Here is a 15,409-nt window from a genome sequence, read left to right on the forward strand (position 1 = left end):
CTCCGGAGAATATTGCCAAGACACGTCCCGCGCCAGGGGGCGCCCGACCCCCCGACGGGCACCCGCCCGAAGGGTGACCCCGCCTGGTCGGCGTTTCCGCGCGGCGGGTCGAGGGTAGGTCCGGGGCTGACCGTTCCGGCAGCCCCTTAAGGAATGACCAGATGAGTGACAACGTCAGCGACGCGGTGGGCGACGCTCTCCGCTCGGTGATGCTCTTCCTGCCCAAGGCCGTCGCCTTCCTGGCGATCCTGGTGGCCGGATGGCTGATCGCCAAGGCCGTACTGAAGATCGTGGAAAAGGTCCTCGAACGGGTGGGCTTCGACCGCGCCGTCGAACGCGGCGGCATCCGCCGCGCGCTGAGCCGCTCCCGGTACGACGCCAGCGACATCGTCGCGAAGCTCGCCTACTACGCGGTGCTGCTGTTCACCCTTCAGCTCGCCTTCGGCATCTGGGGGCCGAACCCGATCTCCGACCTGCTCGGCGCGGTCATCTCATGGCTGCCCCGCGCCTTCGTCGCGATCGTCATCGTCGTGGTCGCCGCCGCCATCGCCAACGCGGTGAAGGACATCATCAGCGGCGCGCTCGGTGGTCTGTCGTACGGTCGGGTGCTGGCCACCATCGCCTCGGTGTTCATCCTCGGCCTCGGTGTGATCGCCGCGTTGAACCAGATCGGCGTGGCCACCGCGGTCACCACGCCGGTGCTGATCGCCGTGCTGGCCACGATCGGTGGCATCCTCGTCGTCGGAGTCGGTGGTGGTCTGATCCGTCCCATGCAGAACCGCTGGGAGTCGTGGCTGACCCGTGCCGAGCAGGAGTCGCAGCTGATCGCCGAGCACGCCCAGGCGTACCGGGCAAGTCGCCGCGACGCCGAGGCCGAGCTGGCCCGCCGGTCGACCACCACCAGCGAACCACAGGCCAGCCACGTGGTCACCCAGCCCGCCGACGCCGAGGCCACCCAGGTGGTGACCCGGCCGGCCGACGTGGAGGCCACCCAGGTGGTGACCCGGCCGGCCGACCCGGACGCCACCCAGGTCGTCCACTTCCCGGTCAGCTCCGACACCACCCAGGTGGTCGACCGCGGCACCCTCGACGACGACACGTCGCCGACGCCGGTCCGGCCCTCGGCGACCGACGACACGACCCAGATCGTCAGCGGCTCGGCCGGTTCGGACGTCACGCAGGCGAACAGTGTCGACCCCGATGCGACCCAGGTGGTCTCGGGTGGCACCGACCGCGCGGTGCCCGGTCAGCGCACCAGCGACGACGGTGAGACCACCACTGTCATTCCGCCGGTGGACCGGCGCTGACACCAGCGGTACGGCGCGGGGCGGGATCGAGCTGATCCCGCCCCGCGCCGCGTTTCGCTCGCCCCCGCCTCGTTCGCCCGGCACGCCTCGTTTGCCCCCGGCACCCTCGTTCGCCCGGCACGCCGAAAGCGCTGGCCGCCGCCGCGCCGGTTGTCTAGCATCGCGGGCATGACCTGGCGACATTGATCCAGCAGCATCAGCCGATCCCGTGGGCCTCCACGGGCACCGCACGTCCGGTGTCCGTGACCCACTCCCACGGGAAGGCCCCATGATCCCCATCGCCTCGCGTGTGCCCGACCCGAGGGTCCGTCGGCTGACGGCGACCCTCTACGGGTACACGTTCCTCAGTGACCTTGTCCTGCTCTACCCGCTGTACGTGGTGTTCTTCGCCGATACCGGGCTGTCGGTGGGGCAGATCGCGTCGCTCTTCGTCATCTGGTCGGCCGCCGGCATCCTGTTCGAGGTGCCCTCCGGCGCCTGGGCCGACGTGCTGTCCCGTCGACTGCTGCTGTGCCTCGCCCCACTGGTCGCCGCCGCCGGGTTCGCGCTCTGGGTGCTGCTGCCGTCGTACCCGGCGTTCGCTGTCGGTTTCCTGCTCTGGGGCGCCGGCGGCGCACTGGTCTCCGGCGCCCTGGAGGCGTTGGTCTGGACCGAGTTGGACCAGCTCGGCGCGGTCGGCCGGTACGCGCGGGTGCTCGGCCGGGCCCGGACGGCGGGCGTGCTGGGCGTCGTGCTCTCCGGAGTGCTCGCCGGCCCGGTGCTCGCTGCCGGCGGGTACCCGGCGGTCGGCGCGGCGAGCGTGCTCGCCTGCCTGCTCGCCACGATCGTCGCCACCCGGTTCCCGGAGCACCGCGCGCCAGCCTCCGCGCGCGTTCCGTTCGCCGGGCCGGCGTCGGCCGCTCGGTCCGTCGATACCGCACCACCGCGCCCGGACCAGTCGGACGCCGCCCCACCCGTGCACCCGGACGACGATGGTGACCGGGGGTGGTGGGAGACGCTGCGGGCCGGGGTGACCGAGGTCCGCACCCGCCCGCCGGTCCGGTCGGCAGTGCTGCTGGTGGCAGTGGTCGCCGCCGACTGGGGTGCCCTGGACGAGTACACGCCGCTGTTGGCCCTGGACACCGGCGTCGGCGCGCAGGCCGTACCCCTGTTGCTCCTGGTGCTCTGGGCCGGGGTGACCGTCGGCGGGCTGCTCGCCCCGGCGGGGGAGCGACTGGGCGGCCGAGGGTACGCCGCACTGCTGGGTCTGGTCGGGGTCGCGCTGGCCGGCGGTGCCCTGCTCCGGCACCCGGCGGGGTTCGTGCTGCTCGCGGTGGCCTTCGGCGCGGCGCAGTTGGCCACCGTGCTGGCCGACGCGAGGCTCCAGGCGCGGATCACGGGCACCAGCCGCGCCACCGTCACCTCGCTGGCCGGAATGGCCACCGACGTGCTGATCATCGTGACGTACGCCGGCTACGGCCTGCTCGCCACGGCGGCCGGCAACGCGGTGGCGTTCGCGCTGACCGCTGGGGCGTACCTCGTGGTGGCGTTGGTGCTGCTGACCAGACGGCGTCGGACGGCCGCACCGGCCGGCGTCGTCGCGGTGGTGACGACCGCCCCGGATTGACAGGGGCCCGGCGGCGGCCCGAGGAGGCCGCCGCCGGGCGGCACGCTCAACCGGCCAGGTGGAGGAACGACCACTGGTGGCCGTCGAGGTCCCGGAAGCCGCGCATGTACATCGGCCCGTTGGCCATCCCCGGGCCGAGCGACTCCCCACCGGCGACCGCCGCCCGGTCGACACGTTCGTCGACCTGCTCGCGGCTCGACGCCGACAACCCGACGATGACCTCCCGGCTGGTCGCCGGGTCCGTCGCGGCGACCCCGGTGTACGCCTCGAAGCCCGCGCGGAGATGCAGCACCAACCGGGTGGTGTCGGAAACGGTGAGCACCATGCTGTCGCCGTCCGGCTCGGCCTGGTCGCTGGTGAAGCCGATCGCCCGGTAGAACTCGGTGGCGGTGGTCAGGTCGCGCACCGGCAGGTTGATGAACGTGATGGTCATCGGTGGTCTCCGTCCGACTCGAGAAGCGCCTTCAGCGCGGCGAGGCGTTCCCGCCAGTACGACGTCAGCTCCGCGGCCGCTCCGCTCCGGTCAGCTTCTCGTGCACGACGTTCACCCGGGCCTTCGACTCGCCGACAGCGTCGATGCCGACGACGATCCGGGTGGGGCCACCGGGCCCAGTCGGCCGGGAAGGTCACCCTGTGCCACCACAGCCCTCAGGGCTGGTCACCGTCGAGGTAGACCCAGCGACCGTCCTCGCGGACGAACCGGCTGTGTTCGGTCAAGGTGCCGGGCCGGCCCGCGTCCCGGTAGTGGGCGTGGAAGGTCACAGTGCCGGCGGCGTCGAGAAGGCCGCCCCGCTCGGTCTCCACGATCTCCAGTCGGGTCCACCGCTGCCCCGGGTCGAGTTCCAGGGAGTCGGGCCGGGTCGACGAGTGCCAGGTCCGCAGCAGGTAACCAGTGTCACCGAGGGCGAAGGCGCTGAACCGGGAGCGCATCAGAGCCTCGGCCGTCGCCGGGGCGTCACCCCCGTGCGCCGGGGCGCAGCAGTCCGCGTACGCCCGGCCGGAGCCGCACGGGCACACCTTCCCCGTCGTCACGTTCCCCCGCCGACGCCCCCCACCCTTACCCACGCCCCCATCCTCCCGCACCGCCCCAGCCTGCCCCGCCCCAGCCCTCCCCGCCCTCGCCTCAGCCCTTCCCGCCCCGGCCTTCGCTCCCGCCTCAGCTTTCGTCGATCTTGCTTAGAGCCAGCCGGAGCGGCGGAACAGGCGGTGCAGGAACAGGGCCGCCGCTGCCATCAGGGTGAGGGCCCCCAGGTAGCCGTAGCGCCAGGCCAGCTCGGGCATGTGGTCGAAGTTCATGCCGTAGATGCCGGCGATGCCGGTCTGGGTGGCAGCGATGGCCGCCCAGGCGGCGATCTTGCGCATGTCGTTGTTCTGTTCCACGGCGAGTTGTGCCAGTCGCGACTGGACGATCGAGGTGAGCAGGTCGTCGTACGCGGCCACCCGGTCCACCGCCCGGCTGAGCCGCCCGTCGACGTCGATGAACCAGCGGTGCAGGGCGCGCGGCGGGCCGTCGGGTTCGAGGAGCCTACGCATCGGCGCCTGCAACGGCAGGACCGCCCGCTTGAACTCCACCACCTCCCGTTTGAGCTGGTAGATGTGCTGGATGTCGGCGGTGCGGTCGCGGGCGAACACCGCCTCCTCGACCCGTTCCAGGTCCCGTTCCACGTGCCCGGCCACCTCCAGGTAGGTGTCGACCATGCGGGCGCAGACCGCGTACGCCACCGCCCACGGGCCGGCGGCCAGCAGTGCGGGGCGGCGTTCGATGTCGGCGCGGACGCTGCCGAGCGCCCCGGCGGCTCCGTGTCGCACCGTGATGGCGAAGCGGTCACCGAGCAGCACCATGACGTCCCCGGTGTCGATCACCTCGGAGGTGTCGGTCAGCTCGTCGTGCTCGACGTAGCCGGCGGTGCGCAGGACCAGCAGCGTGACCGGTCCGTGGCGTTGCACGGTGGGCCGGTGCCCGTCGGCGAGCGCCTGTTCGACTGTCAGCTCGTCGAGGCCGAAGGTCTGGCCGACGGCGGCGAGTACGGCCGGGCCGGGGTCGTGCAGTCCCAGCCAGACGAAGGCGTCGCGGCGGTGCCGCGCCCGGGCGTACGCGTCGGCGTAGTGCGGTCGACCGGGTTCCCGGTGGCCGTTGACGTAGACGGCGCAGTCGACGACGGCGTCCGGGTTGGACCGGCGGGGGGTGGGGGAGCCGTCCTCGACCCGTCCGAGCAGTCGGCGGGCCAGGGCGAGTACGCCCCGCCCGGCCCGGTCCCGTGCCGGTCGCTGATCCACCGCGTGCCTCCCCGTCGCCGGCGTCCCGTCCCGATCAGGGGATGGTGCCACCGCATTCTGCCGAGCAGGGTCCGGCTCCCGACAGCGGGGCGGTGGCGCGGGCGACGCGGGGTTTGCGGCTGGCCGCTGACTGGCGGCTCGGTTCAGGCGGTGCGGGTGGCGAAGACGACGACGTTGTCGACGTAATTGCCGGTCGCCGCGTCGAACCGCCCGCCGCAGGTGATCAGGCGCAGCCCGGCGGCGTCCGCCGGGCCGTAGACCAGGGCGGTGGGAAAGTGCTCCTTGGGGTACGCGCGGACGTCGTCCACAGTGAACGTGGCGACCCGTGCGTCGGCGCGGGTGACCTGCACCTGTTGCCCGGCGCGGAGCCGACCGAGGTCGAAGAAGACCGCCGGCCCGGATGGTGCGTCGACGTGTCCCACCAGGACGGCGTTGCCGGTCTCGCCGGGGCTGACGCCGTGCCGGTACCAGCCGGCGAGGGTGGGCCGGTCCAGCGGCGGCACCTCCAGCACCCCGGAGGCGTCGGCGCCGACGGGGATGATGTCGGCGCGTACGTCGATGGCGGGGATCTGCACCCGGACGGGCGTGGCGGGTGGCAGCGGTGCCAGGTCCGGGGCGGGGTGGGTGCGGGTCGGCGCGTCGGCGGACGGTAGTGGTGGGCGCGCCGGGTCGGCGGTGAGGCCGACGGTGATCAGCCCGAGCCCGGTCACGCCGAGCAGGGCGACCACTGCCGGTAGGGTCCGCCGCCACCACACGTCTGCACCTCCGTGCCGGATCGTCGGGGTGCCCGCACCGGTGTCACCGGCGCGGGCACCCGTCTCAGGGATGGAACGGTCGCCGATCAGGCGACAGTGGAGACCGGACGGCGCCGGCGGATCAGGATCACCGCGCCGGCGAGGGCGGTGCCGAGCAGCGTGCCGCCGGCGGCGAGAGCGCCGGTGTCACTGTTGTCGCCGCCGGAGCCGGCGGGCGCGCCACCGATCGGGGTGACGGCGAACGTGGCGGTGCCGGCCGAGCTGCCGTCGCCGCAGGTCGCCGCCACCGTGTACGTGCCCAGGGTGAATCCGGCGGTGAACAGTTCGGCGCTCAGCCCGCCGCCGGCGGCGGCCGTGGTGGAGCGGACGTTCTGGTCGCGGTTGGGGCCGGTGACCCGGAAGATGGCGTCACCCGACTTCGGGTTGCAGGTCGTCGCGGTGAGCACGACGGTCCCACCGACCGGGGTGGTGGCCGGTGACACTGTGGTGTCGGCCAGTGCGGCGCCTGGCAGCAGGAGCGTGCCGAGGCCCACGCCGAGCGCCGCCGAGCAGAGTGCTGTTGAGACCTTCATACGCGTCTTCCCTCACTTTTCGTCCGCTGACTGCGTGGGACGTCGTTCGGGTGGCCAACTCCGTGACTAGCACCGGTGTGCCCAACACTAGGTGGGTTGGGTCCTCGATCAGGTGAAAATGAGAAATCCTCGTTGCCGTCACGTGTCCACCCGAAGGCGGGGTGAGCTGCGGGCTGTCGCCGCTGGGCCGATGGTGAGGTATTGCCGGCGACGGCGCGGATGTCGCGTCGCCCACCCGGTGGCCTGAGCGCCGTCCACCCGACCCGGTGGCGGCGCGCAGGCCGGCCGGGTCGTGTGGCAGCGTGGTGCGGGTGACCGACTCCGCGCCGCTCGACGTCGACCTCGCGCTGCTCGGTGGCGGCGGCGCGGCGTCGTTGCTGCTCGCCGCACTGGACCGGCACAACGTCCGGGACCTGCGGATCGCCATCGTCGACCCGGTGCGCCGACGCGGCCAGGACCGCACCTGGGCGTTCTGGGGCCACCCCGACAGCGACCTGGACCCGTTGCTCAGCGCGAGCTGGCAACAGGTCGAGGTGGCCACGGCGGCGCGACGCCGCGTCCTGGATCTCACCCCGCTGAGGTACGCCATGCTCCGCTCGGGCCCGGTCTACGACCGGGCTGCCGATGCCGAGCGTCGCCTCGACGCCACCCGGATCGTCGCGCCCGCCGAAACGGTGCGTGACGACGGCACCCGGGTGCTCGTGAGCACCGGCGACGGGCGCGGCATACGGGCCGGGTGGGTGCTCGACTCCCGCCCCCGCCCGCCGGCGCGCCCGGGGCGTACCACCTGGTTGCAGCACTTTCGGGGGTGGTGGCTGGAGGCGGATCGGCCGGTGTTCGACCCGACGCGGGCGGTGCTGATGGATTTCCGCACCCCGCAGCCGCCCCGGGGTGTCTCCTTCGGGTACGTGCTGCCGGTCAGCGACCGCTACGCGCTCGTCGAGTACACCGAGTTCTCGCCGGACCTGCTCACCGACGCCGGGTACGACGCGGCGCTGGCCGGTTACCGGGATCTGCTCGGGCTGGATCCGTCCGGGCTGCGGGTACGCGAGGTGGAGAACGGGGTTATCCCGATGACCGACGCGCCGTTCCCGGCCCGGCCCACCCCCCGCGTGGTCCGGCTCGGCACGGCCGGTGGCGCGACCCGCCCCTCCACCGGCTTCACCTTCTCCGCCATGTACCGCCAGGCCGACCAGGTGGCCCGCGCCCTCGCCGCGGGAGGCGCGCCGGTGCCCGCGCCGGCGTACCCGCGCCGGCACCGCTGGATGGACGCGGTGGCGTTGCGGGCGCTGGACCGGGGCGGGGTGGGTGGTCCCGAGTTCTTCGACAGGCTCTTCGACCGCAACCCGGCCGAGCGGGTGCTGCGCTTCCTCGACGGCGGCACCACCCCGGCCGAGGAGGTCGCGATCATGAATTCGACCCGGCTGGTGCCGATGATCGCCGCGACCGCCGGTGACGCCGTACACCGGGTCCGTGACCGGCTGCGCCCCACCCGTCCGGTGCCGGCCATCCCACCCGCGGTGGTGGGTGCGGCTCCGACGGCTCGGCGCGGCGGCCCCCCGACCGGGGAGGACGACGTCCGCGCCCGGTAGGTTGCCGGGCATGGTGGACGCGGCGGCCGGCAGGGGCGTGCAGATCTGGACGGACGGGGCGTGCAGTGGCAACCCCGGGCCGGGTGGGTGGGGTGCGCTGCTGCGGTACGGCGATCACGAGCGCGAGCTGTGCGGCGGTGAGGCCACACCCACCACCAACAACCGGATGGAGCTGATGGCGGCCATCCAGGCGTTGGAGAGCCTGAACCGGCCGGTCACCGTGGAACTGCACACCGACAGCACGTACGTCCGCAACGGCATCACCAGTTGGTTGGCGTCGTGGAAGCGCAACGGTTGGCGGACCGCCGCGAAGCAGCCGGTGAAGAACGCCGACCTGTGGCAGCGGCTGGAGGCGGCCTGCGAACGACACGAGGTCACCTGGCTGTGGGTCAAGGGGCACAACGGGCACCCGGAGAACGAGCGGGCCGACCGGCTTGCCAACAAGGGGATGACCGAGGCGCGGGGCGCGCTGACCAGCCGCTGAGCCCGGGTCAGCGGGACGCGTCGGGGTGCCCCGGCATGCTGGAGCCGCCGCCGCTGCTGCCTGACGAACCACCGGCGACGCCCGAGTTGTCGGGCTCGGTCACGATGTCCGGCCGGACGTCGGTGTCCGCCGGCGCGGGTACCTCGGTGTCCGCCTCGACCTGCACCAGTGGCACCTGGCCGGCCTCGTCCTCGCTGTGCTGCGGGTCGCCCGGCAGCTCACCGTCGCGCTTTCGGTAGCCCATGCCGTGCCTCCCGTCGATGCCGGTCCGCGTCGGCGCTGGCTACCCGGCGCCGTCCCGGCCGAAACCTCGCGGTCAGCGGCGGCGGCCCCGACCGCACGGTCGGCGGCGGCGGTCGAAACCGCAGCGGTGGCGACCTCAACCTCGCGGCCGGCTTTGGCCGGAACCTCAGCGGCGGCGGCGCTGACGGGCCGGGGCCCGGTCCGGCTGGCGGACCGGGGTGAGCGGCAGCGCCGTCCAGTGCGCCGGCCGGGTGAGCGTGTGTGGCAGCGCGGTGCGGGTGTCGCCCCGGGCGGCGTCCAGTTGGGTCTGGTGCAGGAAGAGGGTGCCCCGCAGGTCCGCGCCCCGCAGGTCGGCCCCGCGCAGGTCCGCGCCGGTGACGTCGGCCAGGCCGAGGTCCGCTCCGCGTAGGTCGGCGCCGATGAGCAGCGCCCCGCGCAGGTTGGCCCGGCGCAGGTCGACACGACGCAGGTCCACCCCGAGCAGGTGCGCTCCCCGCCGGTCGGCACCGCCGGGGGCGCGGGCCGCGTCGCTGGCCCGGGACAGCAGCGGGTTGACCCGCATCCGGTGGCCGGCGACGTCCACCGCGCGCAGCCGCGTCGGGTCACCCTCGGTGAGCGTCAGCGTCTCGGCGCTGGCGCGCTCCAGCTCGGCGCGTAGGTCGGCCGGCGGGCCCAGCGCCACCGCCTCGGTGAGGTACCAGAGCAGTTCGTGCAGCGGTCGCAGCACCGCGAACGCCTCCGCCATCGCCGGCAACGTCTCCGGCGCGTCCCGCCAGTCCCTCCCGCCGAAGGTCACCTGGGCGACCTGCTGACCGGCCCCGAAGCAGTCGAACACCGTGCAGCCGGGAAACCCCCGCTGCCGCAGCTCGGTGTGGATGCCGCAGCGGTGGTCGGGGCGCAGGTTCGGGCAGGGTGAGCCGGCCGGTTTGTCGATGGCGAAGTCCGTCGAGGCGGCGAAGGCGGGCACCACGCAGCACAGCCCGAAGCAGCGCCCGCAGTCGGCGCGAAGCTGCGCCGACCCGGACGGCGGTGCGGTGCGGTCCGACACGTCGACGGTCCTCCCGGTGGTCAGGGGTGGACCTCAATTGTTTCCCGGGCCGATCCGGTGCTCCGTGCGGGGGTCACCGTGCGTGCGTGTCGCCGGCCGTCGCGGGGCGTGGTGCCGGGGTACGGGCGTCGCCCGGCGGCGGCACCAGTCGGCGGATGTCCCGCTCGCCGTCGCCGTGCCCGTACTTCTGGTCGAAGTGCCGTTTCACCACGGCGGCCGGGGTGCGGTCCCCGTCGGCGGGCTCGGCCAAGGCGAACACGCCCGGGGCGGCCCCGTGCGCGCGGGGCGGCAGCACGGCGCGCACGGTGAGCGGCCCGGTGACCCGGAACCCCCGACAGTCGACGTAGTGCTGCCCGTCCACAGTCACGTACGGCACGCGGACCTCGACCACGTCTGACTCGTCGTGGCGCAGCGTCACCATGACCGACCAGTACCGCTCCAGGTCGAGGGTGGCCTGCTCGTGCTCCCACAGCTCCTCGAACCGGGCGTGCACGAAGCCGCCCCACGGGCTGTCCATGTCCACCTCGAGCTGCGGCACGTTGAACGACAGCTTCCCGATCGGGAAGAACGAGATCAGTGCTCGCCCGTCCCACTGGTAGAGCTGGATCGACGGGGACGCGTCGTAGAGCCGGACCTGTAGGCGGTGTCGCAGTGGGGCGTCGAGCGCTTCGGCGAACGCGGCCAGGTGGCGCAGGTTGGTGCGGATCTGCCGGGGCACGTCCACCCGTTGTCGTTCCAGCTCCTCGGAGCGTTGCTGGGCGGCGGTGCAGTCGGGGTCGAGCAGCAGCAACTGCACCTGGGCGCCGTTGGCGAGTGCCGCTCGCACCGCGCTCAGGGTCTCCTCGCGGTGCCGTTGCTCCAGCAGGATCGTCCAGGTGTCGAGGATGCGCACCCGGCGTCCGGAGCGGTGCAGCCGCGTCACGAACGCCTGCTGGTCGAAGCTGAGGTGCTCCTGCACCCGCGCCTTGCGGGCCTCCTCGAACAACGGGTCGAAGATGAGGTACGAGATGGCCGCGAGGACCACGCTGGCCCCGAGGTTGAGCAGCAGGTCGCTGAGGAACCCGGTGCTGCGCCAGGCGGCCAGCAGCATGACGACGGCGATCGCGAACAGCGCCCCGCCGACGACGAAGGCGCGCCGTTGCCGCCCGCCCCGACCAGCCCACCCGGACATCCGGTCCCCTTTACGCCGTCGGTCTGCCCCACCGCCGCTTGCTGAGCACCGGAGTTCGGAGGATATCTGCCCGCTTTGCCGGGCGCTGTCCCGTTCTCCGAGCGGTCGGTTCGCCGCCCGAACCCGCTCCGCCGCTCATAGGGTGACGGTAACGGAGTCAGGCGAGCACGGAGGGTGGCGGGTGGACGAGAGTGAACGCGAGCAGGCGCTTCTCACCGTCCTGACCACCGAGCACTACGCGTTGCAGACGTCCCGGGCCGGCACCATCGCCGAGGCCACCGGCCGCGCCACCATTTTCCTGTCCGTCCTGTCGGCGGCGCTCATCGGTCTCGGCTTCGTCGCCAGCAACGACAAGGTCGTCCGGCCGTACCTGGCCGCGGTGCTGCCGACCCTGGTCATCATCGGGGTGCTGACGTTCCTGCGGCTGGTGGAGACCACCGTGGAGAACGCGTTGGACCTGCTGCGCATCCAGCGGATCCGGGCTTTTTACCACAGTCAACTCGCCGGTGAGCACGACTTCTTCGCCGACGCCGTGGCGGCCGACGATGACATGAGCACGGCCTGGAACATGGTCGGCACGCGTCCGGGGCGGTGGGAGTTCCTGTTGACCACCGCCGCCCTCGTGGGGGCGGTCAACGCGGTACTGAGCGGGCTCGGCATCGCGCTGCTGGCCACCAGCGTCGGCGTCGGTGTCGGGGTGACGGTGGTGATCGGGGTGCTGGTCGCGGTGGTGGCGTCCGGTGTGCAGTTCGCGTACATCGTCCGGACGTCGGCCGCACGGATGCGCTGAGAGCCCACCGGCGGCGTACCGTCGCCTGGTGCTGATCACCCGATTCACCCACTCGTGCGTGCGGGTGGAACACGACGGTGGGGTGCTTGTCGTCGACCCCGGGACGTGGAGCGAGCCGCGGGCCCTGCTCGGCGCGGACGCCGTTCTGGTCACCCACGAGCACACCGACCACGTGGACGTGTTGCGGCTCGCCGGTCTCGGTGTCCCCGTGTACGCACCGGTTGGCGCCCGACTGCCGGATCTCGTTGCACTGCCGGTGATCCGGGTCCGCCCGGGGCAACGCTTCACGGCGGCCGGCATCCCGGTCAGCGCGCACGGCGGCCGACACGCCGCGATCCACGCGGGGCAGCCCGACTGCCCGAACCTCGGTTATCTGATCGGCGGTGAGCTCTACCACCCGGGTGACGCTCTGCACGTGCCGGACGAGCCGGTGGGCACCCTGCTCGTCCCGGCGCAGGGCTCCTGGTTGCGCCTCGACGAGGCGATCCGGTTCGCCGGGGCCGTGGGCGCGGAGGCGGCGTACCCGATCCACGACGCTCAGCTCAACGACCGTGGTCTGGCCAGTGTCGCCGGCTGGTTCGCCGAGACGATCCCCGGCTACCGTCACCTAATGCCCGGCGACACCGCCTGACCACGACCCCCTGGGCGCGTCGCGGAGCCCGGTCGACCTGCACCGTGGTCCCTATCGTTCGGCGAGGGCGAGGGTCACGCCGAGCGCGACGAACGTGCCGGCCGCGGATCGGCGCAGCCAGTCGGTCACCCGGGGGCGGGTCAGCACCCGGTCGCGGACGCGGGCCGCGAAGATGCCGTAGCCGCTGAACACCACGAAGGTGAGCAGCATGAACACCGCGCCGCAGCCGAGCATCGCCCGGGTCGAACCCGGCGCCGTGGTGTCCACGAACTGGGGCAGGAACGCGACGAAGAACATCGTCGGCTTCGGGTTGAGCAGGTTGACCAGTACCCCGGAGACGATCACCCGGATCGCCGAGCGGGGTGGCGCGTCGGTGGTCACCGCGAAGGCGTCGCGGTCCCGTGCCATGGACCAGGCCAGGTAGAGCAGGTAGCCCACGCCGAGGTAGCGGACGGTCTCGAACGCCGTGGCGCTCGTCTGCATCAGCGCGGCCAGCCCGGTCATCGCCGCCAGCAGGTGCGGCAACGTGCCGAGCGTGCAGGCGAACGCGGCAAGCACCCCGGCCCGCGCACCGCGGGACAGGCCGGCGGAGAGCGTGAAGATCACGCCGGTGCCGGGGGTGACCACCACGATCAGCGTGGTGATCAGGAACGGAATGGTCACGACGATCCTCCGGGCGAGTGGGCAGCTCTGACTGCTGCTCACTCTGCTGCCACAATGGTCCGATGGGCAGAGCCAAACCGACGGCGTCCGAGGGGTCCATATCGGCCGGCTCCGACTTCCTGCACCTGACCGTCACCGACGCGGCGCCGGGCGGGCGCGCCACCTGGCTCACCGACCGACTCCGGCAGGCCATCGCCGAGGGGCGGGTGCCCGTCGGCGACCGGCTGCCAGCGACCCGGGTACTCGCCGCCGACCTCGGTGTCTCCCGGGGCGTGGTCACCGAGGCGTACCAACGCCTGACCGAGGAGGGACACGTCGCCGGCCGGGGCCGGGCCGGCACTGTGGTCGTCGCCGCGCCGGCCGCGCCCCCACCCACCCCGGCCGCCGCGCCGGCAGCGGTAGTGACCTTCCCGCCGGCACCGGGCACCGACATCTTCGACGCGGTACGCGCCGCGCACGCGTCGATCGACCTGACGCCGGGCGTACCCGATCTGGCCGCCTTTCCCCGCGCGGACTGGCTGCGCGCCGAACGGACCGTGCTGCGTCGCCTCGCCGCGGCCGACCTCGGCTACGGCGACCCGGGTGGCGCGCCCGCGCTGCGCCAGGCAGTCGCCGCCTGGTTGGCCCGCAGCCGCGGCATCAGCGCGGACCCCGGCGAAGTGATCATCGTGGCCGGCGTCTCCCAGGCGCTCGGGCTGCTCGCCCAGGCACTCACCGGTGCCGGCGTCGACCGGATCGCGGTCGAGGACCCGGGCTCGCTCGGGGTCCGACAGCACCTGAACAACTGGCTGATGGACACCCCGCCGATCACCGTCGACGACGCCGGCCTGCGGGTCGACGAGCTGGTCGCCAGTGGCGCGCCGGCCGTGATGCTCACCCCCGCCCACCAGTTCCCGACCGGGGTGGTGCTCGACGGTGACCGCCGCCGCCACCTCGTCGCGTGGGCGCGGGCCGGCGGCCTGATCATCGAGGACGACTACGACGCCGAGCACCGCTACGACCGTCCGCCGGTGCCGGCGCTGCGTGGTCTGCTGCCCGAGCAGGTCTGCTACGCCGGCAGCGTCTCCAAACTGCTCGCCCCCGCCCTGCGGGTCGGCTGGCTGCTCGTGCCGGCGCGGCTGCGCGAGGCGGTGCTGGCCGCCAAGCGCAACGCCGACCTGGGCAACGCCGTGCTGCCGCAACTGGTGCTCGCGGAGCTGATGACCTCCGGCGCCTTCGAGCGGCACCTGCGGCTGCTGCGTCGTCGACACATCCGCCGCCGGGACGCCATGGTCGCCGCGCTGGCCCGCGCGTTGCCCTCGGCGACAGTGCACGGTGCCGCCGCCGGTCTGCACCTGATGATCACGCTGGACGACACCGTCGTCGACACCGAGCTGGCGGCGGCGACGCTGGCGCGCGGGGTGAAGGTGCAACCGCTGTCCTGGCACTGCCAGCGGCCGTACCGGCCGGGTCTCGTGCTCGGCTACGCGGCCCGCACTCCCACCGAGATCGAGGACGGCGTCGCCGCCGTCGCCGCAGCGCTCCGATCCGGCGGGGACCGTCCGTCCACAGTGCCCGCCGGCGACGCCGTCGCCCTCGACCAGGGTCAGCGCTCGACGTCGTAGATCACCTTGAGGATCCCGTTCGAGTAGCTCTCGGACTCCCGCATCCTCAGCATGTACTTGTCCCGGTCGGCCCGGCCGAACAGGGTTTTCCCGGCACCGAGCAGCACGGGGAAGACGAGCAGGTTGTACCTGTCGATCAGCCCTTCGTCGGACAGCCGCCGGGCCAGCTCCGCGCTTCCGTGGATGAAGATCGCGCCGCCGTCACCCTGCTTGAGTGCGGCGATGTCCCCGGCCGAGCGCAGGATCGTCGTCGGCCCCCACCCGTCGACGAGCGCGTCGTCGGACAGCGTGCTCGACACCACGTACTTGGGCAGCTCCTGGTAGCTGGCGTGGTCCTCCGAACCGGGCCAGACCTGCGCGAACTGCTCGTAGCTGTGACGGCCGAACATCAACGCCGTCGTGTCGCCGAGCTCCTCGCCCTTCAGCGACCAGGCCTCCGCGACGGGGTCGAGGTCCTTGAACACCCATCCGGCGCTGCGGTGCTCCTCACCCGGCCCGCCGCCGGGCGAGTCCACGACGCCGTCGAGCGACATGAAACCGGTGTAGACCAGGTCGCGCATGTGGTGTCTCCTCATGTTCGGATGGGACTGTCCGATCCAGGCTAGATCCCGGTCGCGGCGTTGTCGCGGACGAAAACGACAACGGGGCCGAAAACTCCGCCGGGGG

The 15,409-nt window shown here is 72.9% G+C and carries 17 protein-coding genes; 7 read left to right on the forward strand and 10 right to left on the reverse strand.

Annotation, left to right across the window (positions count from 1 at the left end):
* The first annotated feature begins 161 nt into the window (after window positions 1-161).
* Together ABZ406_RS13015 and ABZ406_RS13020 are read left to right on the forward strand one after the other, a co-directional pair.
* Entirely contained in the window at window positions 162-1,307 is a 1,146-nt protein-coding gene (locus ABZ406_RS13015; protein WP_357759876.1) for a hypothetical protein, read from the forward strand.
* A 268-nt stretch (window positions 1,308-1,575) separates the two neighbouring features.
* The gene (locus ABZ406_RS13020) at window positions 1,576-2,913 is read left to right on the forward strand and encodes an MFS transporter (protein WP_357759878.1); all 1,338 of its coding nucleotides are present in this window, start codon (window positions 1,576-1,578) and stop codon (window positions 2,911-2,913) included.
* Window positions 2,914-2,959: 46 nt separating this feature from the next.
* On the opposite strand, the gene ABZ406_RS13025 is transcribed toward ABZ406_RS13020, so the two are convergent.
* From ABZ406_RS13025 to ABZ406_RS13045, 5 genes are all read right to left on the reverse strand, one after another.
* Complete coding sequence (locus ABZ406_RS13025; RefSeq protein WP_357759881.1) at window positions 2,960-3,346, reverse strand: VOC family protein; 387 nt, start codon at window positions 3,344-3,346, stop codon at window positions 2,960-2,962.
* Window positions 3,347-3,561: 215 nt separating this feature from the next.
* A complete protein-coding gene (locus ABZ406_RS13030) occupies window positions 3,562-3,945 on the reverse strand; it encodes a YchJ family protein (protein WP_357759884.1) in 384 nt (127 codons plus the stop codon).
* Window positions 3,946-4,089: 144 nt separating this feature from the next.
* Entirely contained in the window at window positions 4,090-5,190 is a 1,101-nt protein-coding gene (locus tag ABZ406_RS13035; protein ID WP_357759886.1) for a magnesium and cobalt transport protein CorA, read from the reverse strand.
* Between the two features lie 143 nt (window positions 5,191-5,333).
* Window positions 5,334-5,945, reverse strand: coding sequence for a class F sortase (locus ABZ406_RS13040; RefSeq protein WP_357759889.1), 612 nt, complete (start codon window positions 5,943-5,945; stop codon window positions 5,334-5,336).
* An 86-nt stretch (window positions 5,946-6,031) separates the two neighbouring features.
* Complete coding sequence (locus ABZ406_RS13045) at window positions 6,032-6,517, reverse strand: hypothetical protein (RefSeq protein WP_238678961.1); 486 nt, start codon at window positions 6,515-6,517, stop codon at window positions 6,032-6,034.
* Window positions 6,518-6,828: 311 nt separating this feature from the next.
* Between ABZ406_RS13045 and ABZ406_RS13050 the strand changes: the two genes are divergently transcribed.
* Together ABZ406_RS13050 and rnhA are read left to right on the forward strand one after the other, a co-directional pair.
* Entirely contained in the window at window positions 6,829-8,109 is a 1,281-nt protein-coding gene (locus tag ABZ406_RS13050) for a lycopene cyclase family protein (protein ID WP_357759892.1), read from the forward strand.
* Between the two features lie 10 nt (window positions 8,110-8,119).
* Window positions 8,120-8,593 (forward strand): ribonuclease HI, encoded by a 474-nt coding sequence (gene rnhA / locus ABZ406_RS13055; protein WP_238670758.1) that lies wholly within the window; start codon window positions 8,120-8,122, stop codon window positions 8,591-8,593.
* A 7-nt stretch (window positions 8,594-8,600) separates the two neighbouring features.
* On the opposite strand, the gene ABZ406_RS13060 is transcribed toward rnhA, so the two are convergent.
* The 3 genes from ABZ406_RS13060 to ABZ406_RS13070 form a co-directional block, all read right to left on the reverse strand.
* Window positions 8,601-8,837 (reverse strand): preprotein translocase YidC, encoded by a 237-nt coding sequence (locus ABZ406_RS13060; RefSeq protein ID WP_357374616.1) that lies wholly within the window; start codon window positions 8,835-8,837, stop codon window positions 8,601-8,603.
* 165 nt (window positions 8,838-9,002) lie between these two features.
* Entirely contained in the window at window positions 9,003-9,884 is an 882-nt protein-coding gene (locus ABZ406_RS13065; protein ID WP_357759896.1) for a pentapeptide repeat-containing protein, read from the reverse strand.
* 73 nt (window positions 9,885-9,957) lie between these two features.
* Window positions 9,958-11,055: a DUF5919 domain-containing protein gene (locus ABZ406_RS13070; protein WP_357759899.1), complete on the reverse strand. Its 1,098-nt coding sequence runs from the start codon at window positions 11,053-11,055 to the stop codon at window positions 9,958-9,960.
* Window positions 11,056-11,236: 181 nt separating this feature from the next.
* Here ABZ406_RS13070 and ABZ406_RS13075 point away from each other — a divergent pair, with 181 nt between their 5' ends.
* Window positions 11,237-11,845, forward strand: a complete 609-nt coding sequence (locus tag ABZ406_RS13075; RefSeq protein WP_357759902.1) for a hypothetical protein — start codon at window positions 11,237-11,239, stop codon at window positions 11,843-11,845.
* 28 nt (window positions 11,846-11,873) lie between these two features.
* Entirely contained in the window at window positions 11,874-12,476 is a 603-nt protein-coding gene (locus ABZ406_RS13080; protein ID WP_357759905.1) for an MBL fold metallo-hydrolase, read from the forward strand.
* A 51-nt stretch (window positions 12,477-12,527) separates the two neighbouring features.
* On the opposite strand, the gene ABZ406_RS13085 is transcribed toward ABZ406_RS13080, so the two are convergent.
* On the reverse strand, window positions 12,528-13,139 hold the full coding sequence (locus ABZ406_RS13085; protein WP_357759908.1) for a LysE family translocator: 612 nt from the start codon (window positions 13,137-13,139) through the stop codon (window positions 12,528-12,530).
* A 62-nt stretch (window positions 13,140-13,201) separates the two neighbouring features.
* Between ABZ406_RS13085 and ABZ406_RS13090 the strand changes: the two genes are divergently transcribed.
* Window positions 13,202-14,743 (forward strand): PLP-dependent aminotransferase family protein, encoded by a 1,542-nt coding sequence (locus ABZ406_RS13090; RefSeq protein ID WP_357759911.1) that lies wholly within the window; start codon window positions 13,202-13,204, stop codon window positions 14,741-14,743.
* Here the strand turns inward: ABZ406_RS13090 and ABZ406_RS13095 are convergent.
* A complete protein-coding gene (locus tag ABZ406_RS13095) occupies window positions 14,725-15,303 on the reverse strand; it encodes a dihydrofolate reductase family protein (protein WP_357760466.1) in 579 nt (192 codons plus the stop codon). The genes ABZ406_RS13090 and ABZ406_RS13095 overlap by 19 nt on opposite strands.
* Window positions 15,304-15,409 lie beyond the last annotated feature (106 nt).

The sequence above is a fragment of the Micromonospora sp. NPDC005710 genome (assembly GCF_040630995.1).
Classification (GTDB): domain Bacteria; phylum Actinomycetota; class Actinomycetes; order Mycobacteriales; family Micromonosporaceae; genus Micromonospora.

What these genes read in the sequence shown, in the direction of transcription:
- ABZ406_RS13070 (WP_357759899.1), bottom strand. Translation starts at nt 11,055, where the DNA reads ATGTCCGGGTGGGCTGGTCGGGGCGGGCGGCAACGGCGCGCCTTCGTC.
- ABZ406_RS13090 (WP_357759911.1), top strand. Translation starts at nt 13,202, where the DNA reads ATGGGCAGAGCCAAACCGACGGCGTCCGAGGGGTCCATATCGGCCGGC.
- ABZ406_RS13095 (WP_357760466.1), bottom strand. Translation starts at nt 15,303, where the DNA reads ATGCGCGACCTGGTCTACACCGGTTTCATGTCGCTCGACGGCGTCGTG.
- rnhA (WP_238670758.1), top strand. Translation starts at nt 8,120, where the DNA reads ATGGTGGACGCGGCGGCCGGCAGGGGCGTGCAGATCTGGACGGACGGG.
- ABZ406_RS13060 (WP_357374616.1), bottom strand. Translation starts at nt 8,837, where the DNA reads ATGGGCTACCGAAAGCGCGACGGTGAGCTGCCGGGCGACCCGCAGCAC.
- ABZ406_RS13045 (WP_238678961.1), bottom strand. Translation starts at nt 6,517, where the DNA reads ATGAAGGTCTCAACAGCACTCTGCTCGGCGGCGCTCGGCGTGGGCCTC.
- ABZ406_RS13015 (WP_357759876.1), top strand. Translation starts at nt 162, where the DNA reads ATGAGTGACAACGTCAGCGACGCGGTGGGCGACGCTCTCCGCTCGGTG.
- ABZ406_RS13025 (WP_357759881.1), bottom strand. Translation starts at nt 3,346, where the DNA reads ATGACCATCACGTTCATCAACCTGCCGGTGCGCGACCTGACCACCGCC.
- ABZ406_RS13020 (WP_357759878.1), top strand. Translation starts at nt 1,576, where the DNA reads ATGATCCCCATCGCCTCGCGTGTGCCCGACCCGAGGGTCCGTCGGCTG.